Consider the following 21,550-nt stretch of genomic DNA (forward strand, 5'->3'; position numbering starts at 1 on the left):
GCGCTGAAGCCAGCCGGAAAGATCCACCCTTACGCGACGCGTCCTGACCGGGGAGCGGTCACCTTGAGCAGGACGGCGATGTGCTCGGCTGGCTCTGGGGATTGTTTCGCCGGCCTCGAGGCAGCGCTGAGAGCCGGCAGGGGAGATCCGTATCCGCGTGACTTGTCATCGTTGGGGAGCGGTCACGTTGAGCAGGGTGGTGGTGTGACGGGCACCCCCGCAAAACGCCGCCGGTGACGAGGCAAGTGATTTGCCGACGCCAGCGGGGTGTGCTGGCGGCGGGAAATCACCTGCCTCGTCACCGGTTACAAGGCGTTTTGCCGCGGAGCGAAGCCGAGCAATCAGGCCCAGCTTGCCGCGGAGCGAAGCGGAGCAATCAAACTCAGTCGAACAGGTCGTGCAGGAAGCCGCGCCGACGGTAGTGGCCGTGGTGGCCGCGCCGGTAGTGACCGCGGTGCCCGTACATCGGCGCGGCGGGCGGGTAGTGGGCGGCCGGCGCGCCGTAGGCGGGCTGCGGCGGGGGCGGCGGGGGCGCGTAACCCGGCTGGTGGTGGGCCGGCGGCGCGGGCGGCGGGGGAACCGGCGCTCCGGTGCCCGGCCGGTTGTTGTAGGTGGCTTCGGCCGCGAAGAGCTTTTCGAGCTCGCCACGGTCGAGGAAGATTCCGCGGCACTCGGTGCACTGGTCGATCGTGACGCCGCTGCGCTCGTAGACCCGCATCTCGCCGTGACACTTGGGACAGGTCATATGCATTTCAATGACGGTACAAGGCTGTGTCATGCCGTGGGGCCGAAGAAGCTGTGTGCTTGCTGAGTACGACGGGAGAACACCCGCAGGGTGGGCGCCCAGAGCAGTAGGGCGACCGGGTACAGCAGGTAGCCGAACCGTGTGGTCGGCATCAACAGGATCGCGGCGAGAAGTCCGTATCCGCAGAAGAGGGCGGCGGTGGCGGCGGTGCGCGGCGGGCGGCGCACCAGGAGCACCCCGATGACGGCGGCCGCGGCCACGAGCAGTCCGGCGGCGACGTAGCGGCCTCCGGGCAGCGCCTGGGAGATCAGGTAGCCGGGGAACGGGGACTGTGCGGGGCTCGTCACGAGGCCGTGCCCGAGGGTGAAGCGGAAGACGTTCTCGATGAGGGCGTCGGGGTCGACCAGGAGCGGCGGGAGCACGGCGAGCACCGGGATGCCGAGGGCGCCGGGCAGCAGGCGCCGCCAGGTGCCGGTGGCGATGGACAGCACCGCGAGGACGGCCACCACCGGGAGCGCGAAGAGTTTGAGGCCGGCGGCCGCACCGACGGCGACTCCGGCCCATCCGGGGCGGCCGCTGGCGAACAGGGCGAGGGCCAGCAGGCACAGCGCCAGTACGGGGATGTCGTCACCACCGGTGGCGAGGGTCAGCGCCGTCACGGGGAGGACGGTGGCCGCCTGCATCGCTCGTACCATCGATGGGTTTGACGGACGCAGAAGGGTGACGGCGGCAACCAGCGCGGCCACCGTGACGATCGCGAACCAGACGCGGGCGTCGGTCCACCAGTGTTCACCGGCGATGGCGCGCGGCAGACCGAAAAGGGACATGCCGGGCTGGTAGGGGCGGTAGCCGAGCAGGCGTTCGTCGAGCGGGATGGCGGCGATCTCGGCGCGGCTCAGGTAGGGCGTGCCGGTGTGCAGCAGCGATGCGCCCATGTGCTCGACGACGGCCACCTCTTCCTGGGCCCGGTCGGTACGCCCACCGGCCCGCTGCACCGCCTGCACGACGAGCGGGAGCATCGCCACCGCCGCCCAGGTGGCCCAGGTCAGGATGTCGCGGCGGCCCACCACGTACACGAGCAGGGCCGCGGCCAGATAGCCGCAGGCGGCGATCGCGCCCCACGCCCGGTGTGGCAGGAGCGTCGACGTGAAGGCGGTGACCAGCGCGAAGACCGCGGAGATCGTGTACAGGAGCAGATCGACGGCCCGATCGGACGGCTTGGTCACGCGGGCAAGTTTGGCAGACGGCGCACAGGCAGCCGGACCACCGATCCCGCGTCGTGCAGGGCCACCGCCAGCACGCCCGGCCGCCCGCCCGATCCGCGGCGCAGCACGCTGAGGAAGCGGACCGCCGAGTACGGCCGGGCGAACAGGTGTCCCTGCCCGGCGGTGCAGCCGAGCTGCCAGAGGGCGTGCCGCTGCGGTTCGCTCTCGACACCCTCGGCGACGACCGTGAGGTGCAGGTTGCGGGCCAGGTCGACGGTGGTACGGATGACCGCGGCCGCCTCCGCCGAGGTTTCCACCCCGGCCACGAACTCCCGGTCGATCTTGAGTTGGTGCACGGGGATCCGGGAGAGCACGGAGAGCGACGAGACACCGGTGCCGAAGTCGTCGATGGCCAGCTTGACGCCGGCGTTGCGCAGCTCGGCGAGGGTCCGTTCGACCACGTCGAGCTGACTCACGGTGAGGGTTTCGGTGAGTTCGAGGATCAGCCGGTTCGCCGGGACGTCGTGCCGGGACAGCCGGGCCAGCACGGCCGCCGGGAATCGCGGGTCGAGCAGGCTGCGCGGCGACACGTTCACGGCGACCGGCAGGTCGAAGCCCGCTTCCCGCCAGGTCTGGACGGCGAGCAGCGACTGCTCCAGCACCGCGTCGGCGAACGCCGGCAGCTGCCCGGACCGCTCGACCGTCTCGAGGAACTGCACCGGGGTGAGGTTGCCCTGCTGGGGGTGCCGCCACCGGGCCAGCGCCTCGGCCGCGACCACCTCGCCGCTGCCCAGGTCGACGATCGGCTGGAAGTCGACGGTGAACTCGTGTTCGGCCACCGCGCGCCGCAACTCGCCGGTGAGCACCAGCCGGTCCAGGTCGGCGGTGTCCCGGGCGTGCGCGTAGACGACGGTCGGCTCGCCGGCGCGTTTCGCCTGGTACATGGCGATGTCGGCGCGGCGCATCAACTCCTCGACGCTGCCGGTGCCGGCGGCCAGGGCGATGCCGCCGGCCGCCTCGACGGTCAGCTGCATGCCCTCGACCTCGATGCCGGCGTCCAGGGCGGCGAGCATGCCGGTGGCCCGGTGCCCGGCCAGTGCGGGCGTCGGCAGAGCGGTGAGCAGCACCGCGAACTCGTCACCGCCGAGCCGGGCGACCAGGTCGTCGGGAGCGGCCGCGTCCCGCAGCCGGGCGGCCACCTGGCGCAGCACCTCGTCACCGGCGGCGTGCCCGAGCGTGTCGTTGACCTCCTTGAAGTGGTTGAGGTCGATCAGCAGCAGGGCGAAGAGGCCGGTGTGGGCGGTGGACCGGAAGAGGCGGTCGGCGTGTTCGTACAGGCGGCGGCGGTTGGCCAGGCCGGTGAGCGGGTCGTGTGCGGCGGCGTGCGCGTTCTCCGCGGCGATGCGGGCGAGTTCGGCGTACGCCTGGGCGTTCCGGATGGCGGTGCACACCGCCGACGCGAAGGTCCGCAGCTTGTACTGCTCGACCTCGGTGAGCCGGACCCGCCCGCCGAACCGCAGGCGCAGCACCCCGACCCGGACACTGCCGTCGTGCGCCACCAGGTCGACGGTGGTCTCGTCGGGTGGCGAAGGCGTGGTGACCAGCAGCGGGCCGTCGGCGAGGACGTGTGTCTCGGTGGCCCGCACGGTCCGTGCGGCCAGGTCGATGGCCGCCTCCACGGCCGAGAAGATCTGCGCGGCCCGGGTCGTCGCCGAGTGCAGCACCTGGGTGAGGTCCACCGCGTTGAGTTCGTCGGTCGCCTTGGCCAGGCGCTGCCAGGACTCCCGTTCCTCCCGGGTTCGGACGCTGCGGGACTGCCACAGGTGCATGCACACCACAACGAGCGGAACGACCAGCAGGAGCAGCGGGTTCGTGCCGGTGGCCAGCACACCGACGACGATCAGGGTGGCCGCCAGCTCACCGAGATGCAGGATGAGCTTGGTGGTCCAGTCGTGCAGCGCGACCTGCCAGAGGCTGCCGCCGGTCGCGAACGACAGCGCCGGCACGAAGGCGAGGTGGTCGACCACGATGAAGGCGATCAGCGCCGCCACGATCGGCAGCACCGGGAAGTGTGGCTGGACCAGATTCGGCTGCACGTCGAAGGCCAGGAAGACGGCCGCCGCCGCGCCGGTGGTGAGGGCGCCCTTGGCGATGCCGAACGCCGTCTTCTGCGGGCCGAGCCAGCTCAGGCAGCGGATCACGGTGATCGCGGCGATGGTGCAGAACACCACCCAGGGCGCCGGGATCAACGTCAGTCCGATCAGGACCGGGACCTCGCCCCAGGTGTTGCTGTCGACGCTGGACTTGACGCGGACGTGCACCCGGACCCGGTTGGCGATGATCAGGCCGGCGCCGAAGACGGCCAGGACCAGGGGGTGCGGTGGTGGACCGGGGAGGCTCAGCGCGTACGCCAGGAAGCCCGCGGTGGCGCAGACCCCCAGAACGACGACGAGACCGATGAGCAGCCGAAGCCGCTGATCGGTCACGTGTTCGTCGCCTCGTGTGCGAGTCATGAAGTCCTTGTCGTAGCCGAGCGCGACCGGATCGTCGCTCCAGGCTCAACCTAATTGATAACCGTCTGTCCGCGCATCAGGCGCTTTTCAGCCCCACTCTTTTTCGCCGTACATGGCGTTTCCTCCACTTTGTCCGCTGTCGTCCTGACAGGGGATAAGTTAGGCGCGTCTAGCGTTGATTTCCAGTAGATCGTGTCGGTATGCGCAGTATGCGATAATCGGCTGCCACGCCATCACGGACAGTTTCTGAATGGAAACTCTTTGCGATGAGAATCGCGTCGTCCGATCGTGATGAATTCTATTTCGTTAACGGCCGGATGCCGCCTGAGCAGTGTGGACAAGATGTGAAGTGCAAACGAACTAGGCTTCCGGTATGCCCCAGGAAAGCCAACTCACCCACGTCGACGAGACCGGCGCCGCCCGGATGGTCGACGTTTCCGGCAAAACCGTGAGCGACCGCCGTGCCGTCGCGGCCGGCCGGGTCCGTACCACCGCTGAGGTCATCGACCTGCTGCGCCGCGACGGTCTGCCCAAGGGGGATGCGCTCGCGGTGGCCCGGCTGGCCGGAATCATGGGTGCGAAACGGACACCCGATCTGATTCCGCTCTGCCACCCGATCGGGTTGCACGGTGTGAAGGTCGAACTGGAGCCCACCGACACCACGGTCGAGATCACCGCGATCACCAAGACCGCCGACCGGACCGGCGTCGAGATGGAGGCGCTCACCGCCGTCGCGACGGCCGGTCTCGCGCTCATCGACATGATCAAGGCGGTGGATCCGGCGGCCAGCATCGAATCGGTCCGGGTGCTGCGCAAAGAGGGCGGCAAGACCGGCGAGTGGATCCGCCCGGAGGACCGGCCGTGACCATCCGGGCCCGCGTGATCGTCGCCTCCAACCGGGCCGCGGCCGGGGTCTACGCCGACACCAGCGGCCCCCGGCTCGTCACCGGGCTGCGCGAGCTCGGCTGTGAGGTGGGCGAGCCGGTCGTCGTACCGGATGGTGACCCGGTCGCCGAAGCGCTCCGCGCCGCCGTCGCCGACGGCGTCGACGTGGTCCTGACCAGCGGCGGCACCGGCGTCACACCGACCGACCGGACGCCCGAGGCCACCCGCGGGCTGCTCGACTTCGAGATTCCCGGCATCGCCGAGGCGATCCGCGCCCACAGCCGCGACCGGGTCCCCGCGGCCGCCCTCTCCCGCGGGCTCGCCGGGGTGGCCGGCCGCACCCTGATCATCAATCTCCCCGGCTCGACCGGTGGCGCCAAGGACGGGCTGGCCGTGCTCGGGCCGCTGCTCGCGCACACCGTGGACCAGATCCGGGGAGGCGACCACTGAGCGATAGGCTTCGCCGGTGACCGAGTCGACCCCTGTGGACTGGGAACTGGCCCGAGCCCTCGCCTTCGCGGCGGGGCAGGCGGCGGTGGGCGGCAGCGCCGAGGAGATTCCGCTGAGCGAGGCCGACGGCCGGACCCTGGCCGAGCCGCTGCGCGCCCTCACCGACCTGCCGGCCTTCCCCACCTCGAGCATCGACGGCTGGGCGGTGCGCGGCCCGGCGCCCTGGCGGCCGGTCGGCCGGGTCCTGGCCGGCGGCGCCCCGCCCCCGCTCACCACGGACGGCGACACCGTCGAGATCGCCACCGGCGCCATGGTGCCGGAGGGCGCCACCGCCCTGATCCGGATCGAGGACTCGGCGACCGGCCCGGACGGCCTGGTCACCGGCGAACCGCGGGCCGTCCCCGACTGGCGCCTGCCCGGCGAGGAGGCACACCGCGGCGAGGAGCTGCTGCCGGCCGGCACGGCGATCGACCCGGCGGTCATCGGTGTCGCCGCCACCTGCGGCTACGAGACCCTCCGGGTCCGGCCGATCCCGCGTGCCGCGCTCCTGGTCTTCGGCGACGAACTACTCACCGCGGGCCCGCCCGGCAGCGGCCGGGTGCGCGACTCGCTCGGCCCGCAGGTGCCGTCCTGGCTGCGCCGCTACGGCGCCGGCGTGGACACGGTCACCGGCCCGGTCAAGGACACGCTCGACGCCCACCTCGACGCCATCCGGTCCGCCCTCGACACCGCCGACCTGGTCTGCACCACCGGCGGCACCATGCACGGCCCGGTCGACCACCTGCACCCCGCTCTCGCCGAGCTGGGCGCCGAGTACATCGTCAACACCGTCGCGGTGCGCCCCGGCTTCCCGATGCTGCTGGCCCGGGTGCCCGGCCCGGACGGCCGCCCGCGCTTCCTCGCCGGCCTCCCCGGAAACCCGCAATCCGCGATCATCGCCCTGGTCACCCTGGTCGCGCCGCTGCTGGCCGGCCTGCGCGGCCGCGCTCTGCCCCCGCTGCCGCAGGTCACCGCGGGCACGCGGATCGCCGGCCGCGGCGACTTCACCCACCTGGCCCTCGCCGCGCTCGACGTCACCGGCCGGACCGCCACCCCGGTCGGCCACGTCGGCTCGGCCATGCTGCGCGGCCTCGCCAACGCCCACGGCTTCGCCGTCGTCCGCCCCGGCACCCAGGCCGCCGCCGGCGACACCATCGGATTCCTGCCCCTTCCGCTGACGCCCGGGGAGCGCCCGTGACCACCGAGAACCCCACTCCCACCGGTTCAGGCGGCGTCATCCGGGCCGAGGTGATCGACGCGCCGCTCGACCTGGCCGCGCACGAGGCCGACGTCGCCGACCCACGGGCCGGTGCGGTGGTCTCCTTCCAGGGCGTGGTTCGCGATCATGACCACGGCCGCGGCGTCACCCTCCTGGAGTACGAGGGTCACCCCACCGCCGCCGCCATCCTCCGCGAGGTGGCGTCAGAGATCGCCGCTGACCCGGCGGTCTACGCGGTCGCCGTCTCACACCGCATCGGAACTCTCCAGATCGGCGACGTCGCCCTGGTCGCCTCGGTCAGCACCGCACATCGCGCGGCCGCCTTCGCCGCGTGCGCCCGCCTGGTCGACGAGGCCAAGGCCCGCCTCCCGATCTGGAAACGCCAGGTCTTCCACGACGGCACCGAAGAATGGGTCAACTGCCCCTAAAACCCATGATTTCGTACGGGAGTGCCAGCCCTCGACGAACCATGGCAGTCCCGGAGCGCACCGCGAGCCGGGTGCCACGCGAGCCTGTGCCGCGCCCGCCGGGCTGAGATCGCGGCTCAGGCTCGCAAACCGTGGCCCGGCTGGTAGTGAGGGCTGCCTCGATGACCTTGCGGCAGCCCCGGGAGCCGGCCGGCTTGATGCGGTCAGCCGCCGCGTGGCAGGGGGATGGCCGCGGGGCGGGAGGCCCGGCCCGGGCGCGGGGTCGGCAGGGACGGGGCGCCATGCCGCCACGGCAGGGTGTTGACCAGCAGGATCAGGGCGAAGGCCGGGACGTTCCAGGTCAGCGACCAGGACGGGGGCGCCAGCAGGGCCAGGTAGACGAGCAGGGCCCCGGCCAGGAAGGCGACACCGGCGAGGCGGCTGGAACGGGGCAGCCGGCCACCCATGCGGCGGCGCATGCCGGTGTCGGCGAGCACCAGGACGGCCGGGAGCAGCCAGAGCGTCTCGGCCGAGGTGGACACCGGGCCGGTGATGGCGCCGGTCAGGCCGACCAGGGTGAAGGCCGCCACCTCGTCACCGTCGGTGTGGGCCGAGCGGGCCCGGATGAGGCCTACGGCGAGCAGCAGCATCCCGAAGGCGAACCAGACCAGCACCGGTGGCGCCGGGAACCCGTAGAGGCGGGCCATCACACCGGCCAGTGACTGATTGTCCGGGGCGCTGACCGGGGCGGGGCGGTCCAACTCCCACATGACCGTGCCGTACCAGGAAAGGGTCTCGTCGGGAGCCACCGCCAGCGCGGCCAGGGTGACCACCGCGGCGGTGAACAGGGCTGTTACGGCGGCCCGGCGCTGCTTGGTGAGCAGCAGGAAGACGATGAAGAGCAGCGGTACGGCGCAGAGCGCGGCGGCCAGACCGCTGCCCACGCCCGCCCACGAGCCGGTGGTCCAGACTCGGTGCAGACGGCGGAACCTGTCCGGGAACCAGTGCGGTCCGCGGTCGAGGGAGCGGCGGCGGCGCGGGCCGGGCAGGTCGGCCAGGATGCGGTGCCGGGCGCGGTCGGCGCGGCGCAGGGCGATCAGGTCGGCGGCCAGGAGGGCGAGGATCAGCAACTCCGGGCGGCCGAGGCCGATGGTGGCCCGGACCGGCTCGGCGAGCAGCGCCAGGGCGGCCACGGCCAGGACGAACGGGGTGCGGCGGCGACCGTGGCGGCGGGCCACCGGGCCGGCGACGACCAGCGTGGTCAGCAGGAGAGCCGCCACCCCGGCCACGGCCAGCAGCCAGCCGGCGACACGCAGCGGCAGCAGGGTCAGCGGCGCGAGCAGCATGGCCAGTGCGGGTGGCAGCGCGGCGCCGGCCTGGTTGGGGGCGCGGTAGGCGTACAGGTCCGCGCCGTCGAGCCACCCCCGGATGGCGGCGTGTTCCACGGCGAGAGTGCTCAGCGCGTACCGCTGAAGGTAGAAAGAGATGACCGCGAGCGTGAGCAGGCCGCCGAGAACGACCAGCCCGGACCCCATGCGCGCAGCGTTGTGCGCCCCTCTTCGCTTCGCCGGCATGGCGCGACCCCCGTCTCGTTACCGGGCACGGCATGGCCTGCCGGTCGACCCGCCGCTCGCACGAAGGGCGAAGCGGTCGGGATCGGCGGCACGTCGTAGCCGAGCGGAAGCGAGCTTAGAAGGCGCAGACCGACCGCGCGGTCCCTTGTCCGCTTTAACGCAAACGCCGCGAGAAGGTTGTTATCCGGGCAATCTGCGCGCTGTGGCGGCGGCCGCCGCGGCGATCCTCGCCTCCCGTTTCGCGGTGCGCACGGCCCGGCGCACCGACCGCTGGCTGCGGTCCACCGCGTGAGTGGTGCGGTAGCGCAGACCCGGCCGGCCCTCGGTGTCGGCGGCGGCGAGCAGCAGCCCGCCGAGCAGACCGAGATTGCGCAGCAGGTGATCGCGGTCGCCCTTGTCGGTCGCGGTGTGCGGGATCAGGCCGACCGCCAGCACGGCGGCGGAGAGCCGGGTGAACCGCCCGGTGGCCAGGGCGAGGCCGGCCAGCACGTCGGCGGCCGCCTTGGCCCGCACCAGGGTGACCGGATCGGTGGGCAGGCGCGGATCCGTGCGCTCCAGCATCGGCGTCACCCGGTCGGTGAACGGGCGGACCGCCTCGGCCCGTTCCTCCGGTCGGGCCAGGGCACGGATGCCGTCGAACACGAAGATCGATGCCAGCATGGCTCGGGCTGCGGTGCGTACGGGCCTCATGTCCCCGGTTATACCCGTAACCGGGCGACTACACCGGCTGTGTCCTGAGGTAGCGGCCGAAGTGCGGGACGGTGAACGCCACCGTCCCCCGTTCGCCGGAGTAGATGAGTCCCTTTTTGATCAGTGCGTCGCGGGCCGGCGAGAGGCTGGCCGGCTTACGGCCCAGGGAGGTGGCGATGTCCGACGTCGGCACCGCGGCGTCCATGTCGTTGCCGGGGTCGTCGGAGAGCGCCGCCATGGCCCGCATGTACTCCCGCTCGGCCGGGGTGGCCCGCTCGAACCGGGAGCCGAAGAAGCCGACCGCCAGCTCGCCCTCGGCCTCGGGCGCGGCCACCCGGACGTCGTCGGCGGTGATCGGCGACTGCGGCGCGTGATCCCAGGTCGCCTTCCCGTACGCCTGGACGAAGTACGGATACCCGCCGGACTTCTCGTAGAGCAGGTCCAGCGCCTCCTGGTCGTAGTCCACGCCCTCCCGCTCGGCCGGAACTCCCAGCGCCAGATCGGCGGCGTCGCGGTCCAGCCGGTCGATGCGTGCGTACCGGAACAGCCGCTCGGAGTAGGACTTGGCGGCGGACAGCACGGCCGGCAGGTGCGGCAGCCCGGCGCCCACCACGATCAGCGGCGCGCCCAGCTGGGACAGCTCGTGGCAGGCCGCGCAGAGCGCCGACACGTCGGTGGCGCTGAGGTCCTGCATCTCGTCGATGAACAGGGCGATCCCGGTGCCGACATCGGTGGCCAGCGAGGCGGCGTCGGTGAACAGCTCGACCAGGTCGATCTCGATGTCGCCGGAGTCGGCACGGCCGCGGGCCGGCGGCACGTCGATGCCGGGCGCCCAGCGGTCCCGGATCTTCGCGTTGGTCTCGTTGGCCCGCAGCGCGAACGCCTTGAGCACGCCGAGCACCTCGTCCACCCGGTCCGGGTCGCGGTGGTGCGGGGCCAGCTCGCGGATCGCCATGTGCAGCGCGCCGGAGACCGGGCGGCGCAACGACTGGTCCGGCCGGGCCTCGATCTTGCCGGTGCCCCAGAGGCGGCCGATCGCGGCCGAGCGCAGCGTGTTGAGCAGCACCGTCTTGCCCACGCCGCGCAGGCCGGTCAGGACCAGGCTGCGCTCGGGACGGCCGCGGGCCACCCGCTCCAGGACGACGTCGAAGGCGTCCAGCTCGCGGCCGCGGCCCGCGAGCTCGGGTGGGCGCTGACCGGCGCCCGGAGCGTACGGATTTCGCACCGGATCCACGCGTAGCACCGTATCGGGCCGTCTAGCGCGAACGCTAGAGTCGGCTCGATATCACCATCTAGAGCTTTCTAGCCTTTTCCCTAGACCGTGGAATACTCCTTGAGGCAGAGCACGAAGTCGACGTCGTCGTATTCGGTGTCGTAGTAGTACCACTTCGTGTAGCCGGTCACCTTGGAGCATTTGCCGACCGCGTCCTTCTCGCCCGTGGTCTTGCCGTCGATCCGCTTCAGCACCTGATAGGTGTTCGCGGTGCAGACCACCACACGCAGCTCCGGCTCGTTGTCGGTGCCCTCGTTGCGGACGCACTGGCCCTTCGCCGCGAACCGGGCGTCCTCACTGGTCTGCGGTCGCGCCCCGTGCCCGGCCGGCGCGGTCGTGGTCGCCGCCACCGGCGTCTTCGCCTTGTCGTCGCGGCCCAGCAGGAACCAGGCGCCGGTGGCCAGCCCACCACCGATCAGGACACTCAGCACGGCGACCAGCGCACCCATCGCGAAACCGCGCCGGGCCGGTGGCGGCTTCCACTCGGCCGGCGGTTTCCAGCCGGACTGCGGCGGCTGCTGTTGCGGGATCTGCGGCTGGCTCCACGGCTGCTCGCTCGCGCTCCACGGGTCGGCGGGTTCCGAGTACGGCTCCTCGGGGCTCCCACCCAGCCATGGCTGACCAGGGTACGGCCCGTTCTGCGACATCGGGGGTCCCTCCAGAAGCGGTCTACGCTGCCTGCCACCGTAGCGTGCGGCGGACAATCGGCTACCTTTCACGTTCGTGTCATCACAGTTGGTGATCTTGTCGATGCTGTTCGGGGCGGCGGCGGGGGCGTTCCTGCCGCGCGTCGCGTACCGGCTGACCGTCCCCTTCGGAGAACCGGCACGGCCGGCGTGCGCCCGCTGTGACCGGCCGTTCCCACCCGGGGCGGCCGGCTGGGTCCACGCCGGACCGGCCTGCTGTGCGAGCGGAATCGGCCCGGCCGTGACGCTGTCGGTGGTCGGCGGCCTGCTGGCGGTCCTGCTCGGACCGGTGCCCCAACTGCCGGTCCACCTGCTCGCCGCGATCCCCGGTGTGCTGCTCGCGGCGATCGACCTGGGCTGCCTGCGCCTGCCCGACCGGCTGGTCGGCACACTCGCCCTCGGCGCCGGGACACCGCTCGCCCTGCTGGCGCCCGGCCGGATCGGTCCGGCCCTGGCCGCCGGCACGCTGGTCGGCGCCGGATACCTGGCGATCGCGATGCTGCCCGGGCGCGGACTCGGCCTCGGCGACGTGAAACTGGGCGCGGCACTGGCGTTCCTGCTCGGGTTCGCGGGCTGGCCGGCGGTGGCCGTCGGTCTCGGCACCGCCCACCTGCTCAACGGCGCGGTCGCCACCTGGTTGCTGGTGCGCGGGCGAGCACGGCCGATCCCGTTCGGGCCGGCCCTGCTCGCCGGAGCGCTCGCCGGGCTTACAGCAGTCTGAGCTGACGATCCTTCGGACGGGCCGGGGTCGCCTCACCCAGCTTCTCGAAAAGTCCGGAATCGATCACATCGAGGAACGGGGTGGGACTCTGCTCCCGCTCACTGCCGTGCCGTGACCGTTTCGCCGCATGACTCACATACAGCCGGTCCTGGGCGCGGGTCAGGCCCACGAAGAACAGCCGGCGCTCCTCGGCCGTCTCCTCCTCCGACGGCGTCGAACCCGGCCAGCGCAGCGGCAGCAGACCGTCCTCACAGCCGACCAGGAAGACCACCGGGAACTCCAGGCCCTTCGCCGCGTGCAGGGTCAGCAGGTTCACCGCCTCCGCCCGCGGGTCCAGCGCGTCCACCTCGGCGCCCGTCGCCAGCTGCTGCAGGAACAGCGGCAGATCCTCACCCACCCGGTGGGCCAGCGGCATCAGCAGCTCGGTGGCCGTCCAGACGTCCTCGGGAGCCGGCTGTCCACCGTCCAGCGTCGGGGCGGCGAACCGCTGCGCCAGCATCTGGCCGGCCAGCTTCACCCGGGTCGCGAGCGAACCACCGGACCCACCGGCGTGCCGTAGCTCCCGGGCGATCTCGGCCACCCCGGCCCGGTCCCGCAGCCGGTTGTGCGACCGCTTCTGCACCGGGATGCCGGCCCGGGACAGAGCCTCCATGATCGGGCCGGACTGGGCGTCGGTGCGGTACAGCACCGCGATGTCGGAGAACGACAGATTCCCGGCCGCGGCGGCACGGGAATCCACCCGGCCCGAGTCCAGCGAGCGGTGCGAGAGACCACCGACGAGCTCATCGATCGTACGGACGACGAAGTCGGCCTCGTCCGCGACACCGCGGGCGGCATAGCGGCCCACCAGCGCGGCCTCCGGGTCGAGCCGGGCCGGGTCCAGCCGGCGGCCGCGGACCAGCGTCGTCGGGGCGATGGCCTGCACCGCGGCGGCCAGGATCGGCGCCGACGACCGGTAGTTGCGGGTCAACCGGACCAGGCGGGCGTCCACGAAGTCGGCGTTGAACCGCAGGAAGTACTGAACGTCGGCACCCCGGAACGAGTAGATCGCCTGGTCCGGGTCGCCGATCGCGCACAGGTTGCCGTTCGCCGGGCTGAGCAGGCGCAGCAGCTCGTACTGGAGCTCGTCGACGTCCTGATACTCGTCCACGAAGATCCACTGCCAGCGCTTGCGGTACTTCTCGACCAGCGCCTGGTCCTCCCGCAGCAGCGCCACCGGCACGCTGATCAGATCGTCCAGGTCGACCAGGTCCTGCTGGCGCAGCAGCTTCCGGTACGCCGCGTCGTCCTCGCCGGCCTGCTCCCGGGCCCGCGCCTGCTCGTGGTCGTCGGCGATGCGCCAGCCCGAGCCCAGCCCGGCCGCCTTCGCGTTCTCCTTCAGCACGGTCAGGCCCAGCGAGTGGAACGTGCCCACCGTGATGTCCTCGGCCACGTCACCGAGCAGCGCCTCGAGCCGCTCCCTCAACTCGGCCGCGGCCCGCCGGGTGAACGTGATGGCCAGGCAGCGCTCCGGGAAGACGCCCAGTTCGGCACAGAGGTACGCGATGCGGTGCGTCAGGGTGCGCGTCTTGCCGGTGCCCGGGCCGGCCACGATCAGCAGCGGACCACCCGGAGCCGACGCGGCCACCCGCTGCATCGCGTCCAGCCGGTCCAGCAGGCCGGTGCCGACCTCCTCCATCCCGGCCAGCATCGGCTCGAACGGCTCGTGCGGGCTGGGCGGCGGGGCCAACGGCGGCGGGGCCGGCTTCTCCTTGACCGGTTTGGCCTTCGGTTTCGCCGGGGCCGGCTCGGGCCGCGCCTTCGGCGTCTCCACCGGGACGTCGAACAGCGTCTCCACCTGCGGGGCGCTGTTGCGGTTGCGCAGCTCACCGGAGTCGAAGAGGGTGATCACGCCGTACTCGCCGTCGTAGCCCGGCACCCGCCGCACGTCACCGCTCCGAAGCCGGGTGATCGCCTCGCGCAGCTCGTCGCCGCCCGCCTTGCCGATCTCGTCCACCGGCACCTTGCGCAGGATGTCGAGCTCCGCCCCGAGCGTGGCCACCAGATGGTTGAGCTGGGACTCCACCGTCTTCGACTTCGGGCCGACACCGTGGATCTCGCCGAGGATCTCGTGCAGCTGGATCAGGTGCTCGACGTGGTCGTCCTTCCGGAAGCCCAGCGGACGGTCGGCCAGGTCCTCGATCCGGCTCAGCACGCCGACGGTCAGCTGGCGCCCGCACTCCGGGCAGCGGCCGCCGGCCTGCCGGGTCCGCTCCGGTTCCCAGTTCACCCCGCAGGCCCGGTGGCCGTCGGCGTGGTACTTGCCCTCCTCCGGGAAGAACTCGAGCGTCCCGGCCTGGCCGACGCCGTCCCTCACCGCGAAGTAGTCGGGGGTGCCGGAGAACAGGGTGGCCTCACGGGCCAGGGCGGCCGGTGAGTGCGCGTCCGAGTTCGAGACCAGGCGGTAGCGGTCCAGGCTGGAGACCCGCCAGTTCATCTCCGGGTCCGAGGAGAGGCCGGTCTCCACCGCGGTGACGTGGTCGGCCAGGTCGGCGTAGCAGTCCGCGATCGCGTCGAAACCGGACTTCGACCCCAGGGCGGAGAACCACGGCGTCCAGATGTGTGCCGGGACCAGATAGCCGCCGGCCTCCAGGGTGATCTCCAGAAGGTTCCGCGAGTCCAGGCCCAGAATCGGGCGGCCGTCCGCGGTCAGGTTACCGATCCGGGCCAGCGCCGTGTTGATCTTCGCGACCGATGCGAAGTCGGGAGCGTAGAGCAGATGGTGGACCTTGCGGGTCTTGTCGTCCCGCTTGTAGATCGTGGAGATCTCGACGCTCAGCATGAACCGGGCCGGATCGGTGCCGCGCAGCGAACCCGGCAGCCGCTTCGTCACCGGCTTCTCATCGGCCAGCCGGAACAGGCCCGGCTCGGCCGGCTCCAGGCTCTCCCGCAGATGCTCGAACCAGGCCGGGTGGGTGAAGTCGCCGGTGCCGAGCAGGGCGATGCCCTTGCGCCGGGCCCACCAGGCCAGGTTGGGCAGGGTCAGATCACGGCTGCAGGCCCGCGAGTAGCGGGAGTGAATGTGCAGGTCCGCCACATATGTATCCGTGCTGACCGCCACGTTCCGCATCCTGTCACGGCCCTCGGTTCCGCCAAGCTTCGCCACGCTCAAACACACTTACCGATCTTGATGGGTTACGCCACACGCAATTCGATGACCGTGACCTGCGGGGGCGCGCCGACCCGCACCGGAGGACCCCAGAAGCCCGCGCCGTTGGTCACATACACCGGCACGCCGTCCACCTTCCCGAAGCCGGAGACTACCGGCTGCTGCAATCTCACGAGCATGTTGAACGGGGCCATCTGGCCGCCGTGCGTGTGCCCGGAGACCTGGAGGTCCACCCCGTAGGGTGCCGCCTTCTTCGCGGCCACCGGCTGGTGGGCCATCAACACCACCGGCCGGGTGGTGTCCCGGTCGCCCAGCGCGCGGGCGAAGTCCGGGCCGTCGCCCTGCTCCTCACCGGTGAGATCGTTCACACCGGCCAGATCCAGTCCGTTGATCTCGACCCGTTCGTTGCGCAGCGGCCGGATACCGAGGCGGGCCACCTCCTCGACCCACTCCTCGGCGCCCGAGTAGTACTCGTGGTTCCCGGTCACGAAGAACGCCCCGTGCCGCGACTCGATCCCACCCAGCGGCGCCGCGAACCGGCCCAACTCGGCCACACTGCCGTCGACCAGGTCGCCCACCACGCACACCAGGTCCGCGTTCACCGAATTGATCACCCGGGTGATGCGCCGTGCGTGCTCCACCCCGGTGAGCGGCCCGATGTGGATGTCGGAGACCACGGCCAACCGTGTCCCGTCCATGGACCGTGGCAACTTGGCGATCGGCAGCTGGACACGGTCGATCCGCGGTCCCCCGGTCGCGGTCTTCACGCCGTAACCGGTGATGCTCGCCGCGGTGAGCCCGGCGAAGATCGCCGTCCCCCGGGCCAGCAGCAACCGCCGGTCCATTCCAGGCCCCTGGCCCGCGCCCCCGTCCGCCGCCTCCCCGTTCCCGCCACCACCGAGACCGGTCCGCGCGTCGGTGGCACCGTTCTCACCGAGAGCGCCGTTGTCACCGGTGCCACCGCTCTCTGCGACGGCACCGCTCTCTGCGGCGGCACCGCTCTCTGCGACGGCACCGTTCGCTGCGACGGTGCCGCTCTCTGCGACGGTGCTGCTCTCGGGGACGGCGCCGGCCGCGTCGACCGTGTCAAAGGCCGCCGCCCCGCCGCCGTTCAGCGCCGGCTCACCGCCGCCGTGCCCGCTTGCCCGGCCACTCAGCGCGGGTTCGCCGCGATGTTCGCTTGCCGTCGGCGCGCTGGCGTGACCGCTTGTTGCGCCGCTTAGTGCGGGTTCACCGTGGTGTTCGCCGGGCGTTTGCGTGTTGGCGTGTCCGTTCGTTGCGCCGCTCAGGGCTGGCTCGCCGCGGTGTTCGCCGGTTGTCGGCGTGCTCCCGTTTCCTCTGGTCGCGCTACTGAGGGCTGGCTCGCCGGTGGGACGGGGTCCGGCTGTCGAACTGCCTGAAGGGGCCGCGGCGGTGGTCCGAGCGAAGTGGGACGCACGGTCGCTGCCATCTGCGGAGGGACGCGCCCACAACCGCAGCGCCACCAACCGTGGGATCTCCAGCACGAGCAACGTGATGAGCAGGTAGAACATCACGGCGATCCACAGATAGCCGGGCCAGGCCAACCACTTGAGGTAGCCGGCCCGCACCCCGCCCATCGTCACCGGGAACAGCACGAAGAGCGCCACCGCCAGAACCGTCCCCACCCGCCGGGCCGGGCCGGGCCGCAGTGGATCACGGACCAGCCTCTTCCACAGGTAGAAGTGGATCAAACCGACGATCAGCAGGACCATCGCGATGAACAGCACCAACTCGAACCCTCCCCAGCCGGCCCGCACCCGCGACCGTGCCCTCCAGCTTGCCCGACCCAGTTTCCCCGACTAGCCCGAGCCCCTGGAGCCGCGAACGATCGAGGTTTTCACCGGCGCCTCAGCGGTCGCCGGCCGGGCCGAACCGTCCCACCTCCCGAACACCGCGACAGCGGCCGATGCGAAGCGCATCACCCTCATGCCGGCTCCGAACCTGGCCACCGGCCGGTCAGGTAGCGGGCCAGCAGGGCGGCATGCGACAGCGGGCTGCTGGTGTCGGACGGGTCGCCGTTGGTCGTGTAGTCGAGCAGCACGATGCCGCCCACGGCCAGACCACGCAGCCGGTCGACGAGATCCGGGACCCGGTGCTCGAGCACCCACCGATAGGTCGGCAGGTAGATCCGTTGCCGGGCGGTCGGATAGTCCAGCAACTCCTGACCGGTCAGCCCGGCACGATGGCCACGAACCGGCCCGTAGCGGCGCACGGTCCATTTGATCCCGGTCATCGAGGTGACGGCCAGCTTCCCCGGATCGACATCCGCGCTGTCGAACACCTTCAGCGCCTGCCAGATCCCCTCGACCGAGGCCCCGACCACCCCCGATGTGAGCGGCACCGGAATCCCGCCGTGTGGGTAGAACGGGCTCAGCCGCACCCACGGCTCCGGCCCGCGCGATGTCACGTCGACAACGGTGGCCCCGGGGAAAGCAGCCCGCACCGACTCCAGCCGCCGTCGTCGACTAGCGACCTCAACCCGCATCTCAGCCTCCCCGTCAGCCACACCCAACATGCTGCCCCAGGGGTACGACAAAACCCGCCGACCAGCGCAGTCACCGACCTGACCCGCAGCGACCTTGAACGTTCGACCACCGAAGACGGTGGCAAAACGTCCAAGATCGCCCCAAAAGGCGCGTCGGTCGCCCGGCGGGAGGCGGTGAGAAGGCGCGTCAGCCGCTTGCGGGCGGTGGCGAGCAAGTGCGCGTCAAGGCTTGCGGAAGGTGGTGGCAAGGCACGTCGGTCGTCCGCGAACGGCCGCGAGAAGGTGCGTCGGTCGCCTGCGGGCGGTGGCGAGGAGTGGCGTCGGCCGCTTGTGGGAGGCGCCGGCCAGGGGAGTCGCTTGCGGCGGTGGCGAGAAGGTGCGTCAGTGGACTGCGGAAGGTGGAGGCCGCGGCCCGTCAGCAGTTGCGAGCAAGTGCGTCAGCGGACCGCGGGAGGTGGGGCGAGGCCCGTCAGCGGCTGCGAGCAAGTGCGTCAGTGGACTGCGGAAGGTGGAGGCCGCGGCCCGTCAGCGGCTGCGAGCAAGTGCGTCAGCGGACCGCGGGAGGTGGGGCGAGACCCGTCGGGAGTTGGCGAACGGTCGCGAGAAGGTGCGTCAGCCGCCCGCGAATGGCGGGAGGATGTCGACGGTGACGCCCTCGGGCAGCGCGGCCGAGCGGTCGTGACAGCTGAGGCCGTCCACCAGGAAGCTGGCCGCCTTCAGGACCAGGGCCAGCCTCTCACCATGCCGGTCGACCAGAAGCTGGATCAGTTCATCCAGATCTGCGGCCGAGACCGACTCGCTGGACGTGCCGTTGGCGGCCGCGCGGGCGCCGGCGAAGTAGCGGACCGTGAGCACCGGTTCAGCCTCCGATCGCGGACATGGGACGGGCGGGCTGGAGGAAGGACGGGTCGTCGATGCCGTGCCCGGCGCGTTTGCCCCACATGGCGGTTCGCCAGGCCGTACCGATCTCCTCGTCGGAGGCCCCGCCCCGCAGAAGGCCGCGCAGGTCGCTCTCCTCGGTGGCGAACAGGCAGTTGCGGACCTGGCCGTCGGCGGTGAGGCGGGTCCGGTCGCAGTCGCCGCAGAACGGGCGGGTCACGCTGGCGATCACGCCGACCCGGGCCGGTTCACCGGCGGCGTCGACGTGGCCGGGGACCAGCCAGGTCTCGGCCGGCGCCGTTCCACGTGAAACATTGTCAGGCTGGAGATCGAAGGGCTCGAGAGCAGCGAGGATCTCCTCGGCGGTGACCATCTCGTGCCGGTCCCACTGATGCTGGGCGTCGAGCGGCATCTGCTCGATGAAGCGCAACTGATAGCCGTGATCGAGGGCGAACCGCAGCAGCGCCGGAGCCTCGTCCTCGTTGACCCCGCGCATCAGCACCGTATTGATCTTCACCGGAGTGAGCCCGGCATCGGCCGCCGCCCGCAGGCCCGCCAGCACGTCGGCGTGCCGGTCGCGCAGGGTGAGCTTGTTGAACCGGGCCGGGTCGAGCGTGTCCAGCGAGACGTTCACCCGATCGAGGCCGGCGTCACGCAGCGCGACGGCGGTCCGGTCCAGGCCGATCCCGTTCGTGGTGACCGAGAGTCGGGGGCGCGGGTCGAGCCGCGCCGTCTCCGCCACGATGTCCACCAGGCCGCGCCGGATCAGCGGCTCGCCGCCGGTGAACCGCACCTCGGTGACGCCGAGGCGCTCGACCGCGATCCGGACGAGCCGCTTCACCTCGTCGTCGGAGAGTTGCTGCTGCTGCGGCATCCAGGCGAGGCCCTCCGCCGGCATGCAATACGTGCAGCGCAGGTTGCACCGGTCGGTCAGCGAGACGCGCAGATCGGTCGCGACGCGGCCGAACCGGTCGACGAGCCCGGTCACGGTCGCCACCGGGCCGGCTCGGCTGATCTCCTGGAGATGCGCACCTGTCGAATTTAGCCGCTCGACACCCATCCTGCCGCTAGCCATATCGCCCTATGGGCAAGGTGCCTCTCCGTTCCGGGTCTTTCGCCCGATGGATCAACGCAGCGAAGCGCTCAGGAGCGCAGTACGGCCGTGGCGGCGGCCCGCACCGCGGATCGGTACCCGCCACCGAAGGCCGCGGTGTGCACCAGCAGCAGGTGCAGTTGATGCAGCGGCACCCGGGCCTGCCAGCCGTCGGCCAGTGGCCACTCCTCCCGGTAGGCGGCCACGATGACGTCCAGGTACGGCACCCCACCGAACAGGGACAGTGTCGCCAGGTCGGTCTCCCGGTGGCCGCCGTGCGCCGCCGGGTCGACGAGCCAGGCACGGCCGTCGGCGGCCCACAGCAGGTTGCCCGGCCACAGGTCACCGTGGATTCGTGCGGGCGGTTCGCTCACCCCGTACCCCTCGAGGGTTTTGATGATCTGCTCGATGAGGGTGACGTCGGTCTCGGAGAGGGCGCCGCGATCGGCCGAGGTCTTGAGGTAGGGAAGCAGGCGCCGGCTCGCGAACCAGGAGGCCCATGTGCCGGTGTCGAGGGTGTTGTCCAGCGGCAGTGGGCCGATCCAGCCGGGCCAGGCGGCGCCGAAGGCGTCGGCGCCGCTGCGATGCAGGCGGGCGAGCGAGCGGCCGAACGTCTCCGCCGCCGGCCGGGTGGGCTCGCCGGGCTGGACCCACTCGGTGGCGAGCAGGTCGGGCAGGGCGACCAGGACCTCCGGCACCGGAACCGTCTCCGAGGAGCGCAGCCAGGCCAGTCCGGCCGCCTCCGCCGCGAACATGCCGTCGGGCGCCGGACCGGACGGCCAGGACTTCGCGAACAGGGACGTTCCGTCGTCGAGGGTGAGACGGGAGACACCTTGAGCGACCGGTGTCTCACGGATCCTCTGGTGGGTCAGAAATGTCGGGAGGTGCTCAGGGTGCGCGCGCAGATACGCCAGGTCCACCCGGCTATCTTGCGCTTCTGGTGACGTAAGTCTCCATTCGGAGGCAAGATGACGTCATGACCCCTGTCGTCGTGCGCTCGTACCGTCCGAGTGACCACTCCACTGGCAGGCGCCTGTGGACCGAGCTCACCAGACAGCACAACGAGATGTACGGCGAACACCGCGACGACGGCGGCGCCGGCTTCGAGGAGTACCTGACCAGGCTCGACCTCTCCGGACTGTGGGTGGCCGACCACGCCGACGACGGGGTGATCGGGATGGTGGGGCTGATCATGCGGGGCCGGGCCGGTGAGGTCGACCCGGTCGTCGTGACGATCACCCACCGGCACAAGGGGGTGGGCCGCCGCCTGCTGCAACACGTCGCGGGCGAGGCCAAGCGCCGCAGCATGACCGCCCTCACCATCTCGCCCGAGTCCCGCAACGTGGAGGCGATCCGCAGTCTGCACGCGGCCGGCTACGACGTGGTCTCGTCGATCGAGTTGACCATGGACCTGGACCGGCACACCCACCCCTGGCAGCAGGAGGGTCTGCAACTGCACGAATTGCCGTTCCGCTCCTAGCTGGGCTTTCACGATCGGCGCCTGTGGACAGGCCGGC

18 protein-coding genes and 1 pseudogene are annotated in these 21,550 nt (G+C 71.5%); 6 read left to right on the forward strand and 13 right to left on the reverse strand.

Annotated elements, in window-relative coordinates:
* Nucleotides 1-382: 382 nt before the first annotated feature.
* From J5X75_RS17915 to J5X75_RS17925, 3 genes are read right to left on the reverse strand one after another with little or no spacing between them, the layout of a single operon-like run.
* Nucleotides 383-751, reverse strand: a complete 369-nt coding sequence (locus J5X75_RS17915) for a TFIIB-type zinc ribbon-containing protein (protein ID WP_204296542.1) — start codon at nt 749-751, stop codon at nt 383-385.
* Between the two features lie 23 nt (nt 752-774).
* Nucleotides 775-1,971 (reverse strand): glycosyltransferase 87 family protein, encoded by a 1,197-nt coding sequence (locus J5X75_RS17920; RefSeq protein WP_208468549.1) that lies wholly within the window; start codon nt 1,969-1,971, stop codon nt 775-777.
* Entirely contained in the window at nt 1,968-4,463 is a 2,496-nt protein-coding gene (locus tag J5X75_RS17925) for a putative bifunctional diguanylate cyclase/phosphodiesterase (protein ID WP_208468550.1), read from the reverse strand. The genes J5X75_RS17920 and J5X75_RS17925 overlap by 4 nt, the downstream gene beginning before the upstream one ends.
* A 373-nt stretch (nt 4,464-4,836) precedes the next feature.
* Here J5X75_RS17925 and moaC point away from each other — a divergent pair, with 373 nt between their 5' ends.
* The 4 genes from moaC to J5X75_RS17945 are packed head-to-tail and all read left to right on the forward strand — an operon-like array spanning nt 4,837 to nt 7,484.
* Nucleotides 4,837-5,328 (forward strand): cyclic pyranopterin monophosphate synthase MoaC, encoded by a 492-nt coding sequence (moaC, locus tag J5X75_RS17930; protein ID WP_183226515.1) that lies wholly within the window; start codon nt 4,837-4,839, stop codon nt 5,326-5,328.
* Nucleotides 5,301-5,798 carry a MogA/MoaB family molybdenum cofactor biosynthesis protein gene (locus tag J5X75_RS17935; protein ID WP_208468551.1) on the forward strand — a complete coding sequence of 166 codons (498 nt, stop codon included), beginning with the start codon at nt 5,301-5,303 and terminating at the stop codon, nt 5,796-5,798. The genes moaC and J5X75_RS17935 overlap by 28 nt, the downstream gene beginning before the upstream one ends.
* 16 nt (nt 5,799-5,814) lie before the next feature.
* Entirely contained in the window at nt 5,815-7,035 is a 1,221-nt protein-coding gene (locus tag J5X75_RS17940; protein WP_208468552.1) for a molybdopterin molybdotransferase MoeA, read from the forward strand.
* A gap of 38 nt (nt 7,036-7,073) precedes the next feature.
* On the forward strand, nt 7,074-7,484 hold the full coding sequence (locus tag J5X75_RS17945) for a molybdenum cofactor biosynthesis protein MoaE (RefSeq protein ID WP_372450906.1): 411 nt from the start codon (nt 7,074-7,076) through the stop codon (nt 7,482-7,484).
* A 203-nt stretch (nt 7,485-7,687) separates the two neighbouring features.
* Here the strand turns inward: J5X75_RS17945 and J5X75_RS17950 are convergent, their stop codons facing one another.
* The 4 genes from J5X75_RS17950 to J5X75_RS17965 form a co-directional block, all read right to left on the reverse strand.
* Nucleotides 7,688-8,998, reverse strand: a complete 1,311-nt coding sequence (locus J5X75_RS17950) for a glycosyltransferase 87 family protein (RefSeq protein ID WP_238488408.1) — start codon at nt 8,996-8,998, stop codon at nt 7,688-7,690.
* 219 nt (nt 8,999-9,217) lie between these two features.
* On the reverse strand, nt 9,218-9,727 hold the full coding sequence (locus tag J5X75_RS17955) for a DoxX family protein (RefSeq protein WP_208468555.1): 510 nt from the start codon (nt 9,725-9,727) through the stop codon (nt 9,218-9,220).
* A 28-nt stretch (nt 9,728-9,755) separates the two neighbouring features.
* Nucleotides 9,756-10,961: an ATP-binding protein gene (locus J5X75_RS17960; protein WP_188120440.1), complete on the reverse strand. Its 1,206-nt coding sequence runs from the start codon at nt 10,959-10,961 to the stop codon at nt 9,756-9,758.
* An 80-nt stretch (nt 10,962-11,041) separates the two neighbouring features.
* On the reverse strand, nt 11,042-11,647 hold the full coding sequence (locus J5X75_RS17965) for an LppU/SCO3897 family protein (RefSeq protein ID WP_208468556.1): 606 nt from the start codon (nt 11,645-11,647) through the stop codon (nt 11,042-11,044).
* Between the two features lie 76 nt (nt 11,648-11,723).
* Here J5X75_RS17965 and J5X75_RS17970 point away from each other — a divergent pair, with 76 nt between their 5' ends.
* On the forward strand, nt 11,724-12,407 hold the full coding sequence (locus J5X75_RS17970; protein ID WP_238488410.1) for an A24 family peptidase: 684 nt from the start codon (nt 11,724-11,726) through the stop codon (nt 12,405-12,407).
* Here J5X75_RS17970 and J5X75_RS17975 read toward each other — a convergent pair.
* The 6 genes and pseudogenes from J5X75_RS17975 to J5X75_RS18000 form a co-directional block, all read right to left on the reverse strand.
* Nucleotides 12,394-15,507 carry a UvrD-helicase domain-containing protein gene (locus tag J5X75_RS17975; RefSeq protein ID WP_372450898.1) on the reverse strand — a complete coding sequence of 1,038 codons (3,114 nt, stop codon included), beginning with the start codon at nt 15,505-15,507 and terminating at the stop codon, nt 12,394-12,396. The two genes, J5X75_RS17970 and J5X75_RS17975, sit on opposite strands and share 14 nt — an antisense overlap.
* Before the next feature lie 74 nt (nt 15,508-15,581).
* A pseudogene (locus J5X75_RS17980) lies at nt 15,582-16,454 on the reverse strand (metallophosphoesterase); the annotation flags it as partial.
* A gap of 1,046 nt (nt 16,455-17,500) precedes the next feature.
* Nucleotides 17,501-18,091, reverse strand: a complete 591-nt coding sequence (locus J5X75_RS17985; RefSeq protein ID WP_372450899.1) for a DUF6939 family protein — start codon at nt 18,089-18,091, stop codon at nt 17,501-17,503.
* Between the two features lie 582 nt (nt 18,092-18,673).
* A complete protein-coding gene (locus tag J5X75_RS17990; RefSeq protein WP_208468559.1) occupies nt 18,674-18,916 on the reverse strand; it encodes a MoaD/ThiS family protein in 243 nt (80 codons plus the stop codon).
* A 4-nt stretch (nt 18,917-18,920) separates the two neighbouring features.
* Nucleotides 18,921-19,928 carry a GTP 3',8-cyclase MoaA gene (gene moaA, locus J5X75_RS17995; protein ID WP_372450900.1) on the reverse strand — a complete coding sequence of 336 codons (1,008 nt, stop codon included), beginning with the start codon at nt 19,926-19,928 and terminating at the stop codon, nt 18,921-18,923.
* A 155-nt stretch (nt 19,929-20,083) separates the two neighbouring features.
* Nucleotides 20,084-20,953, reverse strand: a complete 870-nt coding sequence (locus tag J5X75_RS18000) for a fructosamine kinase family protein (protein ID WP_208468561.1) — start codon at nt 20,951-20,953, stop codon at nt 20,084-20,086.
* A 56-nt stretch (nt 20,954-21,009) separates the two neighbouring features.
* Between J5X75_RS18000 and J5X75_RS18005 the strand changes: the two genes are divergently transcribed.
* Nucleotides 21,010-21,513, forward strand: a complete 504-nt coding sequence (locus tag J5X75_RS18005; protein WP_183226503.1) for a GNAT family N-acetyltransferase — start codon at nt 21,010-21,012, stop codon at nt 21,511-21,513.
* Nucleotides 21,514-21,550 lie beyond the last annotated feature (37 nt).

The sequence above is a fragment of the Actinoplanes flavus genome (assembly GCF_017592555.1).
Classification (GTDB): Bacteria; Actinomycetota; Actinomycetes; order Mycobacteriales; family Micromonosporaceae; genus Actinoplanes; species Actinoplanes flavus.

Bases quoted from the DNA above. Each gene is read 5' to 3' on its own strand.
- J5X75_RS17915 (WP_204296542.1), bottom strand. From the start codon at position 751: ATGCATATGACCTGTCCCAAGTGTCACGGCGAGATGCGGGTCTACGAG.
- J5X75_RS17925 (WP_208468550.1), bottom strand. From the start codon at position 4,463: ATGACTCGCACACGAGGCGACGAACACGTGACCGATCAGCGGCTTCGG.
- moaC (WP_183226515.1), top strand. From the start codon at position 4,837: ATGCCCCAGGAAAGCCAACTCACCCACGTCGACGAGACCGGCGCCGCC.
- J5X75_RS17950 (WP_238488408.1), bottom strand. From the start codon at position 8,998: ATGGGGTCCGGGCTGGTCGTTCTCGGCGGCCTGCTCACGCTCGCGGTC.
- J5X75_RS17955 (WP_208468555.1), bottom strand. From the start codon at position 9,727: ATGAGGCCCGTACGCACCGCAGCCCGAGCCATGCTGGCATCGATCTTC.
- J5X75_RS17965 (WP_208468556.1), bottom strand. From the start codon at position 11,647: ATGTCGCAGAACGGGCCGTACCCTGGTCAGCCATGGCTGGGTGGGAGC.
- J5X75_RS17985 (WP_372450899.1), bottom strand. From the start codon at position 18,091: ATGTTGGGTGTGGCTGACGGGGAGGCTGAGATGCGGGTTGAGGTCGCT.
- J5X75_RS18005 (WP_183226503.1), top strand. From the start codon at position 21,010: ATGACCCCTGTCGTCGTGCGCTCGTACCGTCCGAGTGACCACTCCACT.